18 protein-coding genes and 1 pseudogene are annotated in these 19,331 nt (G+C 66.3%); 9 read left to right on the top strand and 10 right to left on the bottom strand.

Going from position 1 to position 19,331, the window contains the following annotated elements; all coding sequences use genetic code 11:
- Positions 1 to 52 precede the first annotated feature (52 nt).
- On the bottom strand, positions 53 to 1,675 hold the full coding sequence (gene xseA / locus ACVJ19_RS06860) for an exodeoxyribonuclease VII large subunit (RefSeq protein ID WP_453955133.1): 1,623 nt from the start codon (positions 1,673 to 1,675) through the stop codon (positions 53 to 55).
- Between the two features lie 137 nt (positions 1,676 to 1,812).
- On the opposite strand from xseA, the gene ACVJ19_RS06855 reads away from it, so the two are divergent.
- The 5 genes from ACVJ19_RS06855 to ACVJ19_RS06835 all read left to right on the top strand — a co-directional run bounded on the left by ACVJ19_RS06855 (position 1,813) and on the right by ACVJ19_RS06835 (position 6,261).
- The gene (locus tag ACVJ19_RS06855; protein WP_453949662.1) at positions 1,813 to 2,823 is read left to right on the top strand and encodes an alpha/beta hydrolase; all 1,011 of its coding nucleotides are present in this window, start codon (positions 1,813 to 1,815) and stop codon (positions 2,821 to 2,823) included.
- The gene (locus ACVJ19_RS06850; protein WP_453949663.1) at positions 2,820 to 3,365 is read left to right on the top strand and encodes a hypothetical protein; all 546 of its coding nucleotides are present in this window, start codon (positions 2,820 to 2,822) and stop codon (positions 3,363 to 3,365) included. Before ACVJ19_RS06855 ends, ACVJ19_RS06850 begins: the two co-directional genes overlap by 4 nt.
- A gap of 3 nt (positions 3,366 to 3,368) precedes the next feature.
- On the top strand, positions 3,369 to 3,668 hold the full coding sequence (locus tag ACVJ19_RS06845; RefSeq protein WP_453949665.1) for a winged helix-turn-helix domain-containing protein: 300 nt from the start codon (positions 3,369 to 3,371) through the stop codon (positions 3,666 to 3,668).
- 219 nt (positions 3,669 to 3,887) lie between these two features.
- The gene (purD, locus tag ACVJ19_RS06840; protein ID WP_453949666.1) at positions 3,888 to 5,171 is read left to right on the top strand and encodes a phosphoribosylamine--glycine ligase; all 1,284 of its coding nucleotides are present in this window, start codon (positions 3,888 to 3,890) and stop codon (positions 5,169 to 5,171) included.
- Between the two features lie 187 nt (positions 5,172 to 5,358).
- Positions 5,359 to 6,261 (top strand): alpha/beta fold hydrolase, encoded by a 903-nt coding sequence (locus ACVJ19_RS06835; RefSeq protein ID WP_453949667.1) that lies wholly within the window; start codon positions 5,359 to 5,361, stop codon positions 6,259 to 6,261.
- A 143-nt stretch (positions 6,262 to 6,404) separates the two neighbouring features.
- On the opposite strand, the gene ACVJ19_RS06830 is transcribed toward ACVJ19_RS06835, so the two are convergent.
- Entirely contained in the window at positions 6,405 to 6,863 is a 459-nt protein-coding gene (locus ACVJ19_RS06830) for a nucleoside deaminase (protein ID WP_453949668.1), read from the bottom strand.
- A 119-nt stretch (positions 6,864 to 6,982) separates the two neighbouring features.
- Here ACVJ19_RS06830 and ACVJ19_RS06825 point away from each other — a divergent pair, with 119 nt between their 5' ends.
- The gene (locus ACVJ19_RS06825; protein ID WP_453949670.1) at positions 6,983 to 8,911 is read left to right on the top strand and encodes a pseudouridine synthase; all 1,929 of its coding nucleotides are present in this window, start codon (positions 6,983 to 6,985) and stop codon (positions 8,909 to 8,911) included.
- Between the two features lie 2 nt (positions 8,912 to 8,913).
- Positions 8,914 to 9,468 (top strand): 16S rRNA (guanine(966)-N(2))-methyltransferase RsmD, encoded by a 555-nt coding sequence (gene rsmD / locus ACVJ19_RS06820; RefSeq protein WP_130221126.1) that lies wholly within the window; start codon positions 8,914 to 8,916, stop codon positions 9,466 to 9,468.
- Between the two features lie 247 nt (positions 9,469 to 9,715).
- Here the strand turns inward: rsmD and mutL are convergent, their stop codons facing one another.
- Entirely contained in the window at positions 9,716 to 11,530 is a 1,815-nt protein-coding gene (mutL, locus tag ACVJ19_RS06815) for a DNA mismatch repair endonuclease MutL (RefSeq protein ID WP_453949671.1), read from the bottom strand.
- A 226-nt stretch (positions 11,531 to 11,756) separates the two neighbouring features.
- Here mutL and ACVJ19_RS06810 point away from each other — a divergent pair, with 226 nt between their 5' ends.
- Positions 11,757 to 12,074 (top strand): ribbon-helix-helix domain-containing protein, encoded by a 318-nt coding sequence (locus ACVJ19_RS06810; protein ID WP_453949672.1) that lies wholly within the window; start codon positions 11,757 to 11,759, stop codon positions 12,072 to 12,074.
- A 162-nt stretch (positions 12,075 to 12,236) separates the two neighbouring features.
- Here ACVJ19_RS06810 and ACVJ19_RS06805 read toward each other — a convergent pair whose 3' ends face one another.
- The 4 genes and pseudogenes from ACVJ19_RS06805 to ACVJ19_RS06790 all read right to left on the bottom strand — a co-directional run bounded on the left by ACVJ19_RS06805 (position 12,237) and on the right by ACVJ19_RS06790 (position 15,209).
- Positions 12,237 to 13,805, bottom strand: coding sequence for a GMC family oxidoreductase (locus tag ACVJ19_RS06805; RefSeq protein ID WP_453949673.1), 1,569 nt, complete (start codon positions 13,803 to 13,805; stop codon positions 12,237 to 12,239).
- A 27-nt stretch (positions 13,806 to 13,832) separates the two neighbouring features.
- Complete coding sequence (locus ACVJ19_RS06800) at positions 13,833 to 14,381, bottom strand: gluconate 2-dehydrogenase subunit 3 family protein (RefSeq protein WP_453949674.1); 549 nt, start codon at positions 14,379 to 14,381, stop codon at positions 13,833 to 13,835.
- A 46-nt stretch (positions 14,382 to 14,427) separates the two neighbouring features.
- Positions 14,428 to 14,823: a VOC family protein gene (locus ACVJ19_RS06795; RefSeq protein WP_283023628.1), complete on the bottom strand. Its 396-nt coding sequence runs from the start codon at positions 14,821 to 14,823 to the stop codon at positions 14,428 to 14,430.
- Positions 14,824 to 15,209: pseudogene (locus ACVJ19_RS06790) on the bottom strand (c-type cytochrome). It abuts the gene before it with no gap.
- 304 nt (positions 15,210 to 15,513) lie between these two features.
- Here ACVJ19_RS06790 and ACVJ19_RS06785 point away from each other — a divergent pair.
- Complete coding sequence (locus ACVJ19_RS06785; protein WP_456739361.1) at positions 15,514 to 15,822, top strand: hypothetical protein; 309 nt, start codon at positions 15,514 to 15,516, stop codon at positions 15,820 to 15,822.
- Positions 15,823 to 15,884: 62 nt separating this feature from the next.
- On the opposite strand, the gene arfB is transcribed toward ACVJ19_RS06785, so the two are convergent.
- From arfB to ACVJ19_RS06770, 3 genes are all read right to left on the bottom strand, one after another.
- Positions 15,885 to 16,301, bottom strand: coding sequence for an alternative ribosome rescue aminoacyl-tRNA hydrolase ArfB (arfB, locus tag ACVJ19_RS06780; protein WP_453949676.1), 417 nt, complete (start codon positions 16,299 to 16,301; stop codon positions 15,885 to 15,887).
- Between the two features lie 145 nt (positions 16,302 to 16,446).
- Positions 16,447 to 17,817 carry a M16 family metallopeptidase gene (locus tag ACVJ19_RS06775; protein WP_453949677.1) on the bottom strand — a complete coding sequence of 457 codons (1,371 nt, stop codon included), beginning with the start codon at positions 17,815 to 17,817 and terminating at the stop codon, positions 16,447 to 16,449.
- On the bottom strand, positions 17,814 to 19,205 hold the full coding sequence (locus ACVJ19_RS06770; RefSeq protein ID WP_026312894.1) for a M16 family metallopeptidase: 1,392 nt from the start codon (positions 19,203 to 19,205) through the stop codon (positions 17,814 to 17,816). The genes ACVJ19_RS06775 and ACVJ19_RS06770 overlap by 4 nt, the downstream gene beginning before the upstream one ends.
- Positions 19,206 to 19,331 lie beyond the last annotated feature (126 nt).

Here is a 19,331-nt window from a genome sequence, read left to right as displayed (position 1 = left end):
GCCCATGGGCTTTCGCCAGGACGACGGCGAACATGTTCGCCGTCCGCGCGCCTCAGAACAAGCTGCCCTGATCCACCGGCTTGCCCACGCGCTTCGGCGCGGGCTTTGTGTCCTGCGCGGCCGGCTTCGGCTGCGCCGGCGCGCGTTTTGCCGCGGGGGCCGGGCGATCCGTATCCGCGGTCGCGCCGACGCGTCCGTCCGCAAACTCGATCTCGACGCGTGCGCCGGGACCGATCGCGTCCGCCGCATGGACGGGGTGGCCGGCTTCATCTCGCACCAGGGCAAAGCCGCGCGCGAGCACGCCGCGGTAGGACAAGGCGGAGAGCAGCTTGCCGCTGTTCTCGACGCGGGCATCGAGCCGCTGCAGCAGCGTGACCAGCGCGCGGCCGGCGCGCTCGGCGAGGCGATGCGTGCGCTCGCGCTGGCGGGCAATCGCGTTGCGCTGCGCCTGCGCATTCGAAAGCTTTGAGGCGCGCAGGCGAACCTCGAGCCCGGCAAAGCGGTCGCGCCGCTGCCGCAGCAGCGAGCGCGCGGACAGGCCGAGCCGCTCGCCGCACACGGTGAGGCGGTGATCGGCCTGCGAGATCTGACCATGCAGCACGCGCAGCGTCAGCTTTGCACCGGCAGCGGTGAACCTGCGGAAATGCGCATGCGTGTTGGCCTTGAGGCCGCGGGGCAGGGCGCTGCCCGCTGAATCCAGCCGCTGTCGCGGGATCGCCAGCAGATCGCCGGCCGCCGGCAGCGCGCGCGCTGCGGCGCGCAGCTCGCTGCGGCGGCTCTCCTGGGCGCGCTGCCAATAGGCGCGGGTGCGGCGTCCGAGATCGGCGACCTCGACGAACAACTCGCTGCGCACGGGGACGGCCATCTCCGCCGCCGCCGTCGGCGTCGGTGCGCGCTTGTCGGCGACGAAATCGATCAGCGTGATGTCGGTCTCGTGGCCGACTGCCGAGATCAGCGGGATCATGCTTTCGGCCGCCGCCCGCACCACGATCTCCTCGTTGAACGACCAGAGATCCTCCAGCGAGCCGCCGCCGCGCGCGACGATCAGCACGTCGGGCCGCGGAATCTTGCCACCCTCCGGCAGCGCGTTGAAACCTCGGATCGCGGCCGCGACCTGCTCGGCCGAGCCTTCGCCCTGCACCTTGACCGGCCACACCAGCACGCGGCGGGGAAAGCGATCCTCCAGCCGATGCAGGATGTCGCGGATGACGGCGCCGGTCGGCGAGGTCACGACGCCGATCACCTCGGGCAGCCACGGCAGCAGCTGCTTGCGCGCCTCGTCGAACAGGCCTTCGGCCGCGAGCTTCTTCTTGCGTTCCTCCATCAGCGCCATCAGCGCGCCGATGCCGGCCGGCTCCAGCGCCTCGATCACGATCTGGTATTTGGAGGAGCCCGGATAGGTCGTCAGCTTGCCCGTGGCGATGACCTCGAGCCCCTCCTGGGGCTTGAAGCGCATGCGGCCGTGCACGCCCTTCCAGATCACCGCCTCGATCTTGGCGCTCTCGTCCTTGAGCGCGAAATAGCAATGGCCGGAGGAATGGGCGCCACGGAAGCCTGAGATCTCACCGCGCACCCGAACGTGGCCATAGGTGTCCTCCACCGTCCGCTTCAGGGACTGCGAGAGCTCGGAGACGGTGAATTCGAACGCGTTGTTCAGTTGTTCCGCAGGCGGCATCGGCAAACGATTCGGCATTTTGGGGTCAGACCCGACGTTAAGGATTTTCGCCGCGCGGCGCCAATCCTGGGATTGATCGAAAGAGTACTCTGTAATATAGAGTTCTCTATTTGTTGATGAGTTTGAGGAGGCAAGCCATGGCGATCCGCCTGCTGCGTGGCGTCTTGAACGGACTGAAATGGGCCCTGTGTGCGGTCGGCGCGGTGGCGCTGATCCTGGCCGCGATGATCGCAACTCCACTGGAGCGGCCGCCTGAGATGCGTTCGGTCTCGGAGTCGGTGAAGCTCGTCGACTTCTCGACCATGCCGCAGCTGGAGCGCTTTCAGGCGCGTGACGGTACCTGGATCGGCTATCGCCACTATGCGCCGAACGGCCCGGCGACCGGCGGCGGCGCGATCTTCATTCATGGCTCCTCCGGCTCCAGCGGCACCGTCAACCACGCGCTGACCCATGCGATCGCCGCCCGCGGCGTGGAGACCTGGGCGCTCGACATCCGCGGCCACGGCGGCTCCGGTACGCGCGGCGACATCGGCTATGTCGGCCAGCTCGAGGACGACCTCGTCGATTTTGTCGCCCATCTGCGCAAGACGGCGCCGGACCTGCCGCTCACCCTGATCGGCCATTCCGCCGGCGCCGGTTTCTCGCTGCGCGTCGCCGCGACACCGATCATGCAGGACATGTTCGTCCGCACCGTGCTGCTCGCGCCATATCTCGGCTATGACGCACCGACCAACCGGCCCAATGCCGGCGGCTGGGCCAATATCGACATCCCGCGCTTCTTCGGCCTGACTGCGCTGCGCAGGCTCGGCATCGATTGCTGCTCACAGCTTCCGGTGCTCGCGCTGGCGGTGCCGCCGACCTCGGCGAAGTACCTCGTCTCCACCTATTCCGATCGCCTGATGCGCAATTTCGCCACGCGCGGCTATCGCGTCGATCTTCCGGCAACGACGCGTCCGATCACGATCTTCGGCGGCGCGGAGGACGAGATGATGATCTCGGACAAATATGCTGAGACCGTGCAGGCGGTGAAGCCGTCAATCGACGTCAAGATCATCGACGGCATCAACCACATGGGCATCGTCACCCACCCGAAGGCGATCTCCGTCATCGCCGAGGACGTGGCAACGCGCGGGGGCGGGCAGTCATGATCGACAGCAAGGAGGCGTCCGCCGCGCTGGCCGATATTGACGACATCGTCCAGCGCGTGAAGCAATCGCAGCTGTATGAACTCGCGAGCCTCGCAGCCGTGTGGTGGGGCGTGCTGGTGTTCGCAGCCAATCTCGTGACCTGGCTCTGGCCGACATACGCGGTCTACGCCTGGGTTGCGGTCGATGTTCTCGGTGTCGGCGGCCTGGTCGCGCTGCGCCTGCTCAATCCGCCGCATCACCACGGCTCCGGCGTCAGGCTGCTCCTGGTCTTTGTGCTGTTCTTCGCCTTCGGCTATCTCTGCACCAACGTCGTCGGCCATTTCGGCCCGCGCCAGTTGGGTACATTCTGGCCGCTCTATTTCATGCTATTCTACACGCTGGCGGGCCTGTGGTTCGGCTACGCCTTCGTGGCGATCGGCCTCGGCATTTCCGCGCTGACACTGATCGGCTTCTTCTACATCGGCGAAGCGTTCCCGCTCTGGATGGCCTTCGTGAACGGTGGCGGCCTGATCCTCGGCGGCCTCTGGATGCGGCGGATCTAACGGATGGCGGAGCTCGACGACATCATCCACCAGCCGCTGCGCCTCAAGATCATGGCGGCGCTGAATGCACTCCCCGTGTCAGCTGGTTTGGATTTCTCGCGGCTGAAGAAGCTGACCGGCGCCACCGACGGCAATCTCGGCGCCCATATCGAGACCCTGGCCAAGGCGGGGTACGTTTCGGTGGACAAGGCCTTCGTCGGCAAGAAGCCGCAGACGACGGTCACCGCCACCGCCGCCGGCCGCGGCGCCTTCGCGCGCCATGTCGCGACGCTGCAGGAGATCATTGCGGGGAAGCAGGTTTAGCCTCCGCTGTCATTCCGGGGCGTTCCCCTCTCTCCCCGTCCTTCCGGGGCGCGCCTCTTTGGCGCGAGCCCGGAATCCATACTCACGATGGTGGTTATGGATTCCGGGCTCGCGCTGCGCGCGCCCCGGAATGACGGGGAATGGGAGGCAACACCCCCTTGAGACCCGCGCCGATTCGTGCGACCTCCGCCCCAGCAAACCCCTTATTCTGAGCCCTCGATGCACATTCTCCTGCTCGGTTCCGGCGGCCGCGAACATGCCCTGGCGTGGAAAATCGCAGCCTCTCCCCTCGTGACCAAATTCTGGTGCGCGCCCGGCAACGCCGGCATCGCGCGCGAGGCCGAATGCGTGGCGCTCGATGTCGCCGACCATGCCGCCGTGATCGACTTCTGCAAGGCGAATGCAGTCGCGCTCGTGGTGGTCGGCCCGGAGACGCCGCTGGCGGCCGGCATCGTCGACGACCTCACCGCCGCCGGCATCAAGGCGTTCGGGCCGAGCAAGGTGGCTGCCCAGCTCGAAAGCTCGAAGGGTTTTACGAAAGCGCTGTGCACCGAATTCGGCATTCCGACCGGCGCCTACAAGCGCTTCACCAACGCCAACGACGCGCGCGCCTATGTGCAGAGCCAGGGCGCGCCGATCGTGGTGAAGGCCGACGGTCTTGCCGCCGGCAAGGGCGTGGTCGTCGCCAAGACCGTCCGCGAGGCGGAAGACGCCATCGCCATGATGTTCGAGGGCGCCTTTGGCGAGGCCGGCGCCGAGGTCGTGATCGAGGAATTCCTGCCCGGCCGCGAGATCAGCTTCTTCGCGCTGTGCGACGGCGAGACGGCGATTCCGCTGGCGTCCGCGCAGGACCACAAGCGCGTGTTCGACCACGACGTCGGCCCGAATACCGGCGGCATGGGTGCCTATTCGCCGACGCCGCTGGTGACGCCGGCGATCCACGACGCGATCATGGCCAAGATCATTTTGCCGACGGTTGCCGGCATGAAGCAGCGCGGCACGCCGTTCCGCGGCATTCTCTACGCCGGCATCATGCTGACGACGCAGGGCCCAAAGCTGTTCGAGTTCAACGTCCGCTTCGGCGATCCCGAGTGCCAGGTGCTGATGTTGCGCATGATGTCGGACATCGTGCCGGCGTTCATCGCCGCCTGCGACGGGGAGTTGAAGCATTTCGATCTGCGCTGGCATCCGGAATCCGCGCTTACCGTGGTGATGGCAGCCAAGGGCTATCCGGGTGACTACCAGAAGGGCACGCGCATCGAGGGGCTCGATGACGCCGCCAAGGTGGACACCGTCGAGATCTTCCACGCCGGAACCGTGGCCAAGGATGGTGCCATCCTCGCCAATGGCGGCCGCGTGCTCAATGTCTGCGCGCTCGGCAAGACCGTGACGGAGGCGCAGGCGCGCGCCTACCAGGCCGTCGACCGCATCAACTGGCCGGACGGCTTCTGCCGCCGCGACATCGGCTGGCAGGCGGTGGAAGCGGAGAAGGCCAAGGGCTGACAGCGGTTTTTCCGCTGCGCGCGCAAGAACCTTGCGCCATCGCGCCGCCACATCGACATTCCAAAAATGCGCAGTCGGCTGTTGGGCTTAGCGACCTTCGCCGCGGCCGCGTGCTACTGTGCATGGGGTTGTTTTCGACATTTTATTGTCGGGGGCCCCGGCAACGACCAGACAAGGATGCAGAAAGATGTCCGATCTCGCCGACCTCTATCCCGGCTTCGCCTCCGAGTGGATCAACACCTCCTTCGGCCGCATCTTCGCCCGCGTCGGCGGCGAGGGTCCGCCGCTCCTGCTGCTGCACGGCTTCTCCGAGACGCATGTGATGTGGCACCGCGTGGCGCCGCAATTGGCCGACAAGTTCACGCTGATCATCGCCGACCTGCCGGGCTATGGCTGGTCCGACATGCCCGAGAGCGATGCGCTGCACATCCCCTACAGCAAGCGCGCGATGGCGAAAGCCATGGTCGAGGCGATGGAGCAGCTCGGCCACGTGCACTTCGCGCTCGCCGGCCACGACCGCGGCGGCCGTGTGTCGTATCGGTTGGCGCTCGACCATCCAGGCCGGCTATCAAAGCTCGCCGTGCTCGATATCCTGCCGACCTATAATTACTGGGAGCGGATGAACCGCGCCTATGCGCTGAAGATCTATCACTGGACTTTCCTGGCCCAGCCCGCGCCGCTGCCGGAGACGCTGATTTCGAGCAATGGCGAATTCTTCCTGCGCTTCAAGATGGCGAGCCAGACCAGGTCGAAGACGCTCGATGCGATCGACAAGCGCGCGCTCGAGCATTACATCGCCCCGTTCCGCGATCCCGCCCGCGTGCATGCGATGTGCGAGGACTACCGCGCCGGCGCCTATTTCGACTACGACCTCGACAAGGCCGATTTCGAGGCCGGCAAGAAGATCACGGTGCCGATGCTGGCGCTGTGGGGCAATGCCGGCGTCGCGCAGGCCGCCGCCACGCCGCTGGACATTTGGAAGCAATGGGCGACGAACGTGGACGGCATGCCGGTGGACTCGGGGCATTTCCTGACCGAGGAGAATCCCGACGTCACCGCCAAGGCGCTGCGTGAGTTTTTCTTGGCTTAGGCACCGCTGTCCGCCACACCCTCAACTGTCATCGTCCGCGAAGGCGGACGATCCAGTACTCCGTGACGGCAGTGGTTGATCGACAGGCCGCGGCGTACTGGATGCCCCGCCTTCGCGGGGCATGACGGTTGAGTGAGGGGCGGTCAGCGCCGCTCGCGAAAGAACTCCTTGAGCAGCCGCGCCGCCTCGCTCTCGCCGACGCCGGAGTAGACATCAGGCGCGTGGTGGCAGGTCGGCGAGGCAAAGAACCGCACGCCTGACTCCACCGCGCCGCCCTTGGGGTCGGCCGCGCCGTAATAGAGCCGGCGGACCCTTGCAAAAGAGATCGCGCCCGCACACATGGTGCAGGGCTCCAGCGTCACGTAGAGGTCGCAGTCCACCAGGCGCTCGCTGCCGATCTTTTTCGCCGCCTCGCGCAGCGCGACGATCTCGGCATGGGCGGTGGGGTCATGGTCGGTCAGCGTCCGGTTCGCCGCAGTGGCGACGACCTCGTAATTGCGGACCACCACGCATCCGATCGGAACTTCGCCCGCTTTTCCGGCATTTTCGGCCGTCTTGAGCGCCAAATCCATGAAAGAGGGGGCTTTCAAGCCTCGTATCATCGCCAGAAACCTGCTAGTAGCTCCGCCTTCAGCAAGAGTGAATACCGGTTTTGCCTGAGCATGCGGCTCGGAACGAGCGCGCGCAATGCTCTCGCGCCACCCCCTGAGTGAGATTATTCATGCCTCGCGACAGCGACAAAGACAACGATTCCCGCGGCCGGCGTGACCGCGGCCCGGCCAAAGGCCGTAGCGGCAAGCCGCGTGGCCCCGAGAAGAAGTTTGCCAAGCGCGGCTTCGAGGGCAAGGGTGATCGCGACAGCCGGCCGCCCCGCGGCGACCGCAGCAGTGAGAGCCGTGGCGAGCGCAGCTTCAAGCCGCGTGGCGATCGGCCGTTTTCCGACCGCTCCTCGCGCGATGGCGAGAAGCGACCGTTCAAACCGCGCGGTGATCGCCCGTCCTATGGCCGTGACGACCGCCCGCCGCGCAGCCGGGATCGCGACGAGTCCCGGCCCGCCGGCCGGGGCGGTGACAAGAAGTTCGGCGACAAGCGGTCCTACGCGCCGCGCGGCGACCGTCCGGAACGCAAGTTCGACGGCGAGCGGAAGTTTTCGCGGGGAGGGGATCGCGGGCCGCGCGAGGATCGTGGCGAGCGCAGCTTCAAGCCGCGCGGAGACCGTCCGAATTTCGATCGCGGTGATCGCGCGCCTCGCGGCGAGCGCCCCGACCGCAAATTCGAGGACCGGAAGTTTTCACGGGGCGGACCGGATCGCGGGCCGCGCAAGGATTTCGGCGGTCGCGATCGCGGTGAGGACAAGCCCTGGCAGAAGCGCGACGACCGTCGCCAGGGTGGCCGCGGTGAGGACCGTCCACGCTTTTCGCGCTCGCGCGATGATCGTGCATCGGGCGACCGTCCGTTCCGCGACCGGCCGAAATTCGATCGTCCACGCGAGCGTCCGGAAGGCCGCATGGACTGGCAGGAGCATCCGCGGAGCGAAGGCCGCTTCCGCGATCGTCCGCGCCGCGACAACGAGGACGACAGCCGGATTTTCGAGAAGCGCCCGGCCTTCGGCGGCCGCGGTGCCTATCGCGAGCGCGATCGGGATTTCGAGGGCCGCCCGCGCCGCGAGGACGCGCCGAAGCCGAAGAAGGTCGGCGAGCGCATCGCCAAGGCGCTGGCACGTGCGGGGCTCGCCTCGCGCCGCGACGCAGAGGAAATGGTCACGCAGGGCCGCGTCACCGTCAACGGCCGCGTCATCAACTCGCCGGCGCTCGACATCACGCCGAACGACGTCGTCCTGGTCGACGGCAAGCCGTTGCCGCCGCGCGAGCGCACGCGCCTGTTCCTCTATCACAAGCCGCGCGGGCTGATGACGACGCATGACGACCCCGAGGGTCGTCCGACCGTGTTCGACAATCTGCCCGAAGGCCTGCCGCGCCTGATCAGCGTCGGCCGGCTCGACTTCAACACCGAGGGCCTGTTGCTGCTCACCAATGACGGCGGCCTCGCGCGCACGCTGGAGCTGCCCGACACCGGCTGGCTGCGCCGCTACCGCGTCCGCGCCCATGGCGACGTCACCCAGGCGCAGCTCGACGAGCTCAAGAGCGGTATCGAGGTCGATGGCGTCAAATACGGTCCGATCGAGGCGACGCTGGAGCGCGACCAGGGCGCCAATGTCTGGCTGGTGTTCGCGATCCGCGAAGGCAAGAACCGCGAGGTGCGCAACGTCTGCGCCCATCTCGGGCTCGAGGTGAACCGGCTGATCCGCGTCTCCTATGGCCCGTTCCAGCTCGGCGAGATTCCCGAAGGCCAGGTCGACGAGATCAAGTCGCGCGTGCTGCGTGAGCAGCTCGGCGACAAGGTGATCGAGAAATCGGGCGCCGAGTTCGACGTGCCGTCGAAGTCCGCCGGGCACGGTGACGATGCGCCGAAGAAGCCGATGAAGCGCGCCGTCATCAACGACCGTAAGGGCCGCCGCGTGCTGGTGCAGCGCACCGGCAGCGAGGAGGCGCGCGAGCGCAACGAGATGGAGGCGAACGGCTACGGCCCGCCGCGCCGTCCCAAGCGCGGCTATCACGGCAAGCGCGACCTGACGCCGCGGGAGGACTAGTCTTGCGCGTCGTCGGCGGCAGGTTGAAGGGGCGCAATCTCGCCTCACCGTCCTCGCGCGACATCCGCCCCACGGCGGACCGGTTGCGCGAGTCCGTGTTCAACATCCTCGTGCACGCCTATGACGATCCGATCGAGGATGCGCGCGTGCTCGATCTCTTCGCCGGCACCGGCGCGCTTGGCATTGAGGCGTCGTCGCGCGGCGCGAAGTTCACGCTGTTCGTCGACAACGGCGCGGAAGCACGCGCACTGCTGCGCAACAATGTCGAGTCACTCGGCCTCGGCGGCGTGACAAAGGTCTATCGCCGCGATGCGACCGATCTCGGCCCCGCGCATCCGGTCGAGCCGTTCTCGCTGGTGTTCCTCGATCCGCCCTATGGCAAGGGATTTGCCGAGAAGGCGCTGGCGAGCCTGCGCGACGGCGGCTGGCTCACGCCGGGCGCGCTGCTGGTGGTGGAAGAGGCGAAGGCCGCGCAGTTCGTGACGCCGGAAGGCTTTGAGGAATTGGAGCGGCGGGCGTACGACGACACGGAGTTCGTGTTCTTGAAGAGGCCGTAGGGCCGCGCTGCCGTAGGGTGGGCAAAGGCGCGCTTTTCGCGCGCCGTGCCCACCACTTCTATCGCAATCATGGAAAGATGGTGGGCACGGCGCTTCGCGCCTTTGCCCACCCTACGGCACCGTCTCCGCTTTCCGAACAGCTTCTCCACATCGCTCAGTGCGTAGGGCGTAACCCACCTCTTTGGTTTCCGCGGCGGCAGAAGTGGTGGGTTACGCCTTCGGCTAACCCACCCTACAAGAGCGCCAATCACCGCCTTCCGAACAGCTTCTCCACATCGCTCAGCTTCAGCTCGACATAGGTCGGCCGGCCGTGATTGCACTGGCCGGAGTTCGGGGTGTCCTCCATCTCGCGGAGCAGGGCGTTCATCTCCTCGGGCCGTAGCCGGCGGCCGGCGCGGACCGAGCCATGGCAGGCCATGGTGGCGGCGACGTGCATCAGGCGGCGTTCGAGAGGAAGGGCCTCGTCCCATTCGGCCATGTGCTCGGAGAGATCGCGGAGCAGGCCGCCGGCATTGGTCTTGCCGAGCAGCGACGGTGTCTCGCGCACCGCGACCGCGCCGGGGCCGAAGGATTCGATGGCAAGGCCGAACGAAGCCAGCTCCTCGCTGCGCTCGAGCAGGCGCTCCACCGTGGCTTCGTCCATCTCGACGATCTCGGGGATCAAAAGGATCTGACGCTGCACGCCGTTGGCGGCGAGCGAGGCCTTCAGCCGCTCGTAGACGATGCGTTCATGCGCGGCATGCTGGTCGACGATGATCAGGCCGTCGCGAGTCTGCGAGACGATGTAGGTCTCGTGGATCTGCGTGCGCGCGGCGCCGAGCGGGCGGTCGACGAGGTCAGCGACCGGCTGGGTCTCGATCCGCACGTCCGCGCTGGGCGCGCCGACATCGAAGGCGGCCTGCGCGCGCTCGGCGAAAGCCGGTGCGGCAGCGCCATCGAACGACGGGATTGGCGCGACCGGGGCGGATGGCGAGGCCCGCCAGTCCCAGCTTGCCGGGCGGGGCGGCGCGAACGCGGGGCGGAACGAGGACAGCGCGCTCTCGCCGCTGTTGGCGGCGGTGCGGCGGCCTTCGCGCGCCAGCGCTTCCTTCAATCCGTGCACGATCAGCGCGCGGACGAGGCCTGCGTTGCGGAAGCGCACTTCGGTCTTGGCCGGGTGCACGTTGGCGTCGACCTCGCGCGGATCGAGCGTGACGAACAGCGCCAGCACCGGATGGCGGTCGCGCGGCAGATAGTCGGAATAGGCCGCGCGCACGGCGCCGAGGATCAGCTTGTCGCGCACCGGGCGGCCGTTGACGAAGAGATATTGCCCGAGCGCGTTGGCCTTGGTCAGCGCAGGCGCCGCGGCATAGCCGGCGACGACGACGCCTTCGCGCTCGGCATGAACCTCGATGGCGTGGCTGCGGAATTCCGCGCCGAGGATATCGCCGAGCCGCGTCAGGCGCCCGGCAGTGCCGGGCAGGGCGGCAGCCCAGGTCACCGGCGCGCGCTCCTCGCCGGCGAGCGTGAAGGCGACGTCGGGTCGCGCCATGGCGAGGCGCCGCACCACCTCGCGGATGGCTTCCGCTTCGGTGCGGTCGGTCTTCAGAAACTTGAGCCGCGCCGGCGTCGCATAGAAGAGGTCGTTGACCTCGACACGGGTGCCATGCGCCAGCGCCGCCGGCATGATCTCGGACTTCTCGCCGCCCTCGACCGACAGCGCCCAGGCATGCGGCTCGCTGGCATGGCGTGTCGTGATCGACAGCCGCGCCACCGAGCCGATCGAGGGCAGCGCCTCGCCGCGGAACCCGAGGGTGCGGATCTGCAGCAGATCCTCGTCATCAAGCTTGGAGGTGGCGTGGCGCTCGACGGCGAGCGAGAGGTCCTTCGCGGTCATGCCGCTGCCGTCGTCGGTGATGCCGATCCGCCGCCGCCCGCCGCCGTCGGTGAAGACGTCGATCCGGCTCGCGCCGGCATCGATGGCGTTCTCGACCAGCTCCTTGACCACGCTCGCGGGCCGCTCCACCACCTCGCCGGCGGCGATGCGGTTGACGACCTGCTCTGGCAATTGGCGGACGGGCATGGGCTTTTCGATCTGGATTCGCTGACAGCGCTATTCTAGGCCGTGTTGCGTCAAAAGCATGTGTTGGGCAACAGGGACGTGGTGGGCTGGGGAAGAGCGGTGTCTATCACATTGAAGACATTGGGCGTTCGAGAAAATCGCGCGACTTCGGGTGACCGTTCTGATTGTGGGGTGCCGGGCCGCAGTGTAGCATCGTGAAAAAATGGCAACAGGACGGGAGGACGCCATGTGCCATCTCTTCGCGCACCAGCCCCAACGCGACTACGAATCCCAGACCCGGTCTTTGCGGATCGGCGGGCACTGCACCTCGATCCGGCTGGAGATGGCATTCTGGGACACGCTGGACGAGATCGCGGCCAAGGAGGGCATGAGCCTCGGCAAGTTCCTGACCACGCTCTACAACGAGGTGCTCGACCATCACGGCGAGGTCAACAATTTCGCTTCGCTCTTGCGCTGCTCATGTTTGATCTACCGCTCGAGGAGCGTGGTGGCGGTGCAGGATTTCAAGGAGACTGTGGCGCCAATTCTCGACGCGGCGGAATAGCCGCTCCACCCTCGATGTCGTCCTGGCGAAGGCCAGGACCCATACCGCGAGGTCCATCAATGATCCGCGGTATGAGTACCGGACGATGGGTCTTCGCCAAATTCTTCCCTGGGGTAATGGGTCCTGGCTTTCGCCAGGACGACGACCGAGGGTGCAGCCAGATCAAATCTCCTTCTTCTGCATCGCCCCTGCAATGTAATCCGCCTGCCGGATCGCCAGCGCGACGATGGTCAGCGTCGGGTTGCAGGCCGCGCCGCTGGTGAACTGGCTGCCGTCGGAGACGAACAGGTTCTTGACGTCGTGGCTTTGGCCGAACTTGTTGACCACGCCGTCGCGCGGCTTCTCGCTCATCCGGTTGGTACCGAGATTGTGGGTGCTCGGATAGGGCGGCGTCGGATACGTCACGGTGGCGCCGACGGCGTCGTAGACGGCGGCGCCCTGCTTGTAGGCATGCGCCCGCATCGCGACGTCGTTGGGATGATCGTCGAAATGCACGCTCGCGACTGGCTGGCCGAACTTGTCCTTCACGACGGGATCGAGCGTGATCCGATTGGTCTCCTGCGGCATGTCCTCGCCGACCAGCCACATGCCGGCCATCCTCGGATAACCGTCGAGCGCTGACGTGAACGAACGGCCCCAGGCGCCGGGATTGAGGAACGCCGCCATGAAGGGCAGCCCGATCGACAGCGTCTCCATCTCGTAGCCGCCGACGAAGCCGCGCTTCGGGTTGTTGGCGGCTTCATCACGGATGATGCCGGCCATCGTGGTGCCGCGATACATGTGCACCGACTTCTCGAACACGGCATAGACGCTGCCGGTCATGTGGCGCATGTAGTTGCGGCCGACCTGTCCCGATGAATTGGCGAGGCCGTCGGGGAACATGGTCGAGGCACTGTTGAGCAGGAGCCGCGGACTCTCGATCGAATTGCCTGCCACCGCAACGATCCGCGCCTTCTGGCGCTGCATGGCGCCGGTCTCGTCGGCGTAGACGACGCCGGTCACCTTGCCGCCGGCGTCATGCTCGATCTTGACCGCCATGCTGCTCGGCCGCACTTCGAGATTGCCGGTCGCCTCGCCCTTGGGGATCTCGGTGTAGAGCGTCGACCATTTCGCCCCGGACTTGCAGCCCTGGAAGCAAAAGCCGATCTGCTGGCAGGCGCCGCGTCCGTCGCGCGGCTGGCTGTTGATCGCCATGTTACCGGTGTGCACGGTCTTGTAGCCGAGCTTCTTGGCGCCGGCCTCCAGCACCTTGAAGTTGTTGTTGCCGGGAAGTCCGGGAATGCCGTTGGTGCGGGTCACGCCCATCTTGTTCTCGGCCTTGGCGTACCATGGCTCCATCTCCGCAAGCGTGACCGGCCAGTCGAGGAGGTTTGCGCCGGGAATGTTGCCGTAGGCGCTCTTCACCCTGAACTCGTGCTCGTCGAAACGCAGCGACGCACCGGCCCAATGTGTCGTGGAGCCGCCGACCGCCTTGACGATCCAGGCGGGCAGGCCCGAAAAATCCCTGGCGACGCGCCACGTGCCGGATGTGGTGCGGGCATCGGTCCAGGCGAGCTGGGAAAAGCTCTCCCACTCGTCGTTGACGAAGTCCTGGTTCTCGATGCGGGGACCTGCTTCCAGGATGACAACCTTGACGCCCTTTTGCGCGAGCTCGTTGCCCAGCGTGCCGCCGCCGGCACCAGAGCCGACGATCACCACAACGCTCGAGTCGTTCAGATCGAATTTTGCCATATGCGTTCTCCTGAACCGTTGGGTGCGTTAAGCCTTCGGCAGCCAGTCGATGTCGGCGAAGCCGCGGTTGATGTAACCGCCATGCTCGGCGGAGGAGCCCTCGTAGCCGAACCGCGGCCAGACCTCTTTCTGGTTGTAGAGCGAGACGACGAGGTCGCCGCGCACCTTCTGGAAGAAGTCGCTCTGCTCGATCTCCTTAAGCAGCACCACGCGGTCGGCCTCCCAGGGCACCTCGGCATAGGCGACCTTGTGGCGATCGCGCGCGTTCTGATCGAGCCGGCTGATGCCGTCGCTGATCAGCGCCTTGACTGCGGGATCCTTCGCCGCCTTGCCGTCCCACGGCTTGATCGCGGTGATGTAGTAGCTGTCGCCGAGCACATCGTGCGGATAGATGTCGCGCGCGACCTTCAGCAGCGTCTTCATGGTCGCGGGCGAGAGCGCGCTCGCATCATCGGCCCAGGCGCCTTCGATGCTGACGGCGACGCTGGTCGCGACCGTTACGACCGGCACGGCGGTCGCCGCGCCCTTGAGAAAGACGCGGCGGCTGTGCTTGCTTCGACGATCGACTTCTCTCATGGCATTCCTCCGTCAATTTTTGTGATTTGGTCTTCTGTGATTTTGATCAGCCGAAGCGTCCGCCCCGCTGGATCACCTCGATCTTGTAGCCGTCGGGATCGCTGACGAAGAAGAAGCGCGCCAGCGTCCGGCCGTCGTGCTTGAAGTCGCGCAGGGGACCCGGCGCGAGCTTCTCGCGCTCGAAGCGGGCATGCTCGGCATCGAGATCCTCGACGACGACGGCGAGATGGCCGTAGCCGTCGCCGAGCGCGTACGGCTCCTTGCGATCGAAATTCACCGTCAGCTCGACCTCGAAAGGTGAGGAGGGGTGACGCAGATAGATCAGGGCAAAGTCGGAAAACTTCAGATGGTCGGCGACCTCCAGGCCGAAGGCGCGCCTGTAGAAGTCGAGCGACCGCGCCTCGTCGAGCACGCGGATCATGGAATGGACTGGCTTTGCCATTCAGTTCTGCTCCTTGAGAAAAGTGATGATTGCGGCGCGCGTCTCCGGCTTGGCCTGCCGGTAGATCATGATCACGCCGGGAATGACGGCTTGCGGATTGGCCAGCCACGCATCGAGCCGGGTCTCGTCCCAGGTGAACTCAGCCTTGGCGAGGCCGTCCGAATAATGGAAGCCCTCGACCTTGCCGGCGGGCCGGCCTACGACCTTGACCAGGGGCGGGCCTTGCCGCATCGGCTCCGACAGGCTCAAGGTGTGACACACCGCGCATTGCTGCTTGAACAATGTGGCACCATCCGGCGGCTTTGCGGCCGGCAACGGCATCTGCGCATCGGCAACCCGCGCCACAGCACCATCGCGGTGCACAATCCCAGCACGATCGCGCGCATAGCCAAGAATCCGCCCATCTGCATCAACGTGCGCAAACACTAGGCGCGGCCAAACATGCGGTGGTAGTAGCGGGCTGTTTCGCTGCGCGCGGAGATGCGTGTGGCGTCCGGTGTTCCGCGCTGCCTTATATGCGGAGCACAATTCCGCGAAAGCGCCGCGAAAACCCTAAACGATCACCACACGGCGCGGATTGCATCAACACCGCGCCGTTCGAACTCTCTACGCGATGAACCGGTCCGGTGCAGGCGAACGGCGCAGAAGGCAGCCGAACCGTTCATCGCGAAAAAATCCAGGAGATAATGGATGAAGTTGGTGAAGACCTCTGCAATCGCATGCGCTCTCGCGGCCCTCATTGCGACGCCCGTTCTCGCGCAAGGGACGTCGTCTGGCGCCAGGCCTGGCGACACCGTGCAAAGCAAGCCCATGCAAGGCAACACGATGGGCAGCGGCGATGAGGAGATGGATGCTCAGCCGGGCGCAGCGAACGAGAAGGCCGGCATGAAGTCGAGCAAAGGAACGAAAGGCGCGGTCGGCACCACGGGCAGCGCAGCGCACAAGGGAACGGCCGACGATGCTGCGACGGGCGGCGCAGCCCCGTCCAAGCGTTACTAGTCTCGCCGGGTGAAACGACAAAACTCCGGTCGCCTTGCGGCCGGAGTTTTTTGCCGTGTCAGTCAGTCGTCGAAGCGGCCGCCGCGTCCGGCCTTGACGTCGCTGCGGCGCTTCTTGCCTTCGAGCCGACGCTGTTTGGAGGCGTAGGTCGGCCGTGTGGCGCGGCGCGGCGTCGGCCGCACCATGGCCTCTTTGAGGATTTCCACGAGGCGGTCGATGGCGTCCTGCCGGTTGCGCTCCTGGGTCCGGAAGCGCTGGGCGTGGATCACGATGACGCCGTCCTTGGTCATGCGCTGGCCGGCGATACGGGCGAGGCGGATCGCCGCATCCTCAGGCAGGGTCAGCTTGCGCGTGTCAAAGCGGAGCTGCGCGGAGGTCGCGACCTTGTTGACGTTCTGCCCGCCCGGGCCGGAGGCGCGGACGAAGCCGATCTCGATGTCGTCCTCGTCGATGACGAGATCGCGGGATATCCGCAGCATGATGGCACCATTCGTGATGCCCGGACATACCGCGGACATCAGCCTTCAGCAATGGCGCTGCTACGAAACGCAAATGGCCGGGGCGAGCCCGGCCATTTCAGGAAGCCTATAGAGAAGAGGTCAGTTCGACTTCTAGTTCGACTTGCTAGTTCGATTTGGGCGCCGTTGCAGCCGGCTGCGCGGCGGCCTGCGGGGCGCGGCCGACGACGACGGTCAGCAGGCCCTGGCCCCAGAGCCGCTTGGCGGCAGCTTTGGCATCATCCAGCGTCACCGCATCGACGATGGCATTGCGCCGTTCGATATAGTCGATCGGCAGCTTGTCCTGCTGGTACTGCAGCAGCGCCTGCGCCAGCTTGGAGGAGGTGTCGAGCGCCAGCATCTGCGAGCCCTTGAGGTAGGACTTGGCCTCGTCGAGCTCCTTCTGCGTCGGGCCCTCATCGGCGATGCGGCGCACCTCCTTCTCGATGGCGTCGATGGTGTCGCCGGCGCGGTCGGCGCGGGTGCCGGTGTTCCCGATGAAGACCGCAGAATGCTCCATCCAGAGCAGGGATTCGAACACGGAATAGGCGAGACCGCGCTTCTCACGAACCTCGCGATAGAGCCGCGAGGACAAGCCGCCGCCGCCGAGGATGTGGTTGACGACATAGGCCGCCATGAAGTTGGGGTCGCTGCGCTTCACGCCGGGGCCGCCGAAGGTGATCACGGTCTGCGGCACGTCGAGCGGCACGAAGGCGCGCTGCGGCGGCTTGGCCGCGTCGACGTCGGGCACCGGCACGAGACTGGCCTTGGCGGGCAGGCTGCCGAAGGTGTGGTCGAGCAGCTTGCCGAGCGTCGCCGGATCGACGTCGCCGACGACAGCGACTTTCAGCCCGTCCCTGGCGAGCACACGGCCGACGTAGTCCTTGAGGTCGGCGACCGTGATGGTCGGCACGCTGTCCAGCGTGCCGTTGCTCTGCCGGCCGTAGGGATGATCGCCGAAGGCGACCTCGAGGAATTTGCGGCTCGCGAGCGATGACGGATTGGTGGTCTCGCGGCGCAGGCCCGAGATCACCTGCGAGCGGATGCGCTCGACATCGACCGTGTCGAAATGCGGCGAGGTCAACGCCATCCTGAGCAGGTCGAAGGCCTCGTCCTTGTTGTCGCGCAGCATGCGCAGGCTGCCGCGGAAAGTGTCGCGGCTGGCGCTGAAGGAGAGCTCGATGGCGCGGCGGTCGAGCCGCTCGTGGAAGGTCTTGGAGTCGAGATCGCCGGAGCCTTCATCGAGGAGGTCGCCGACCAGATTGGCGACGCCGGACTTGTCCTTGGGATCCTGGGACGAGCCGCCGGCAAAGGAATATTCCATGGCGATCAGCGGCACCGTCGCGTCCTGCACGAACCAGGCCTCGATGCCGCCGGGCGAGACCAGGCGCTGGATCTTTGCCGCCGCCTGCGACGGCGAGATCGTGGCGAGCGCGAGCGCCGCGCCGGTGGCGAGGGACAGTGCGAAGTGTCTTGCGCGAAGGAAGGGATAGGTCACGAACGCTTCTCCTCGCGCTTGGCGGCTGCAGTGTCCTTGATCAGGTAGCCCGTCACCGAGCGCTTCTTCTCGAGCCATTTCTGCGCGACGGCACGCACCTGCTCGGCTGTGACCGCGCGGATGCGGTCGGGCCAGCTTCTGATGTCCTCGATCGACAGGCCCGTGGTCAGCGCACCGCCATACCAGCGCGCCAGCACGGCCTGATTGTCCTGGGCGTAGATCGCCTCGGCAATGAGCTGGGTCTTCACGCGCTCCAGATCCTCGGCGCGGATCGGGTTCTGCGCGATGTCGGCGATGACGCCGTCGACCACCTGCTCGACCTCGGCGAAGCTGACGCCGGGTTTCGGCGCGGCCGAGATCGCGAACTGGGTCGGGTCGAGCGAGATGCTCGAATAGCTGGCGCTGGCGGAGACCGCGAGCGGCTTGTCGACGACGAGCGCGCGGTAGAGATAGGAGTTGCTGCCGCTGCCCATCAGCTGCGCCAGCACGTCGAGGGCCGCGCTCTCGCCGGCCGCGGCCGTGGTTGCGGAGGGCGCCAGATAATAGCGGCGCAGGCTCGGCTGCTCGACGCGCGGGTCGGCCAGCGTGACGGTGCGCGGCGCGGCCGGCTCCGGCTCCTGCGGGCGGACGCGGCGCGCCGGGATCGCGGGCTGGGCCGGGATGGAGCCGAAATTGCGCTCGACCAGCGGACGGATGTCGGCGGCCTCGACGTCGCCGGCGATCACCAGGATCGCATTGTTCGGCGCGTAGAAGCGGCGGTAGAAGGCCAGCGCGTCCTCGCGATCGAGCTTCTCGATCTCCTGGTGCCAGCCGATCACCGGCCGGCCATAGGGATGGTTGAGATAGAGCGCAGCCATGATCTGCTCGTTGAGCCGCGCCTCGGGATTGTTGGCGACGCGCATGTTGTACTCTTCGAGCACCACGTCGCGTTCGGGCAGCACGTTCTCGTCCTTGAGGATCAGGCCGGTCATGCGATCGGCCTCGAACTCCATCATGGTCGGCAGCTGCTCTTTCGGCACGCGCTGGTAGTAGTTGGTGTAATCGACCGACGTCGAGGCGTTCTCGTTGCCGCCGACGCGAAGCACGGTCTGGGAGAATTCGCCAACCGGATGCTTCGAGGTGCCCTTGAACATCAGGTGCTCGAGGAAATGCGCAAGCCCGGATTTGCCTGGCGTCTCGTCGGCCGAGCCGACCTTGTACCAGATCATCTCCGTGACCACGGGCGTGCGGTGATCGGGGATCACGACGACCTGAAGGCCGTTGGGAAGCGTGAAGCTGGCGGGTGGGGCCGATGTCACCGTGGTCTGGGCAACGGCGGCGCCGGCCGACAGGACACTGGTCGAAAGCAACGCGGCAAGGAGGCAGGCAGCCGATCGGTTAGCGGACATCATGATCCTTATGACAGGCCGAGCCCGGATGTCCGGCTCGGAAGGCACGGCATGGTATACCGTGCGGCTGAGGCTTCGCGTCACGAAGCAGAGAACTCAACGCTTAGGCAAGTTACTGATAAGCAA

The organism is Bradyrhizobium sp. USDA 376 (genome assembly GCF_054063675.1).
The sequence above is the reverse complement of the archived record's forward strand: the minus strand, read 5'-3'. Positions and strand labels throughout refer to the sequence as shown.

Bases quoted from the DNA above. Each gene is read 5' to 3' on its own strand.
- ACVJ19_RS06770 (WP_026312894.1), bottom strand. From the start codon at position 19,205: ATGTCCGCTAACCGATCGGCTGCCTGCCTCCTTGCCGCGTTGCTTTCG.
- xseA (WP_453955133.1), bottom strand. From the start codon at position 1,675: ATGCCGCCTGCGGAACAACTGAACAACGCGTTCGAATTCACCGTCTCC.
- arfB (WP_453949676.1), bottom strand. From the start codon at position 16,301: ATGCTGCGGATATCCCGCGATCTCGTCATCGACGAGGACGACATCGAG.
- ACVJ19_RS06800 (WP_453949674.1), bottom strand. From the start codon at position 14,381: ATGAGAGAAGTCGATCGTCGAAGCAAGCACAGCCGCCGCGTCTTTCTC.
- purD (WP_453949666.1), top strand. From the start codon at position 3,888: ATGCACATTCTCCTGCTCGGTTCCGGCGGCCGCGAACATGCCCTGGCG.
- ACVJ19_RS06795 (WP_283023628.1), bottom strand. From the start codon at position 14,823: ATGGCAAAGCCAGTCCATTCCATGATCCGCGTGCTCGACGAGGCGCGG.
- ACVJ19_RS06855 (WP_453949662.1), top strand. From the start codon at position 1,813: ATGGCGATCCGCCTGCTGCGTGGCGTCTTGAACGGACTGAAATGGGCC.
- ACVJ19_RS06825 (WP_453949670.1), top strand. From the start codon at position 6,983: ATGCCTCGCGACAGCGACAAAGACAACGATTCCCGCGGCCGGCGTGAC.
- ACVJ19_RS06785 (WP_456739361.1), top strand. From the start codon at position 15,514: ATGAAGTTGGTGAAGACCTCTGCAATCGCATGCGCTCTCGCGGCCCTC.
- mutL (WP_453949671.1), bottom strand. From the start codon at position 11,530: ATGCCCGTCCGCCAATTGCCAGAGCAGGTCGTCAACCGCATCGCCGCC.
- ACVJ19_RS06845 (WP_453949665.1), top strand. From the start codon at position 3,369: ATGGCGGAGCTCGACGACATCATCCACCAGCCGCTGCGCCTCAAGATC.
- ACVJ19_RS06850 (WP_453949663.1), top strand. From the start codon at position 2,820: ATGATCGACAGCAAGGAGGCGTCCGCCGCGCTGGCCGATATTGACGAC.
- ACVJ19_RS06805 (WP_453949673.1), bottom strand. From the start codon at position 13,805: ATGGCAAAATTCGATCTGAACGACTCGAGCGTTGTGGTGATCGTCGGC.
- ACVJ19_RS06835 (WP_453949667.1), top strand. From the start codon at position 5,359: ATGTCCGATCTCGCCGACCTCTATCCCGGCTTCGCCTCCGAGTGGATC.
- ACVJ19_RS06810 (WP_453949672.1), top strand. From the start codon at position 11,757: ATGTGCCATCTCTTCGCGCACCAGCCCCAACGCGACTACGAATCCCAG.
- ACVJ19_RS06830 (WP_453949668.1), bottom strand. From the start codon at position 6,863: ATGATACGAGGCTTGAAAGCCCCCTCTTTCATGGATTTGGCGCTCAAG.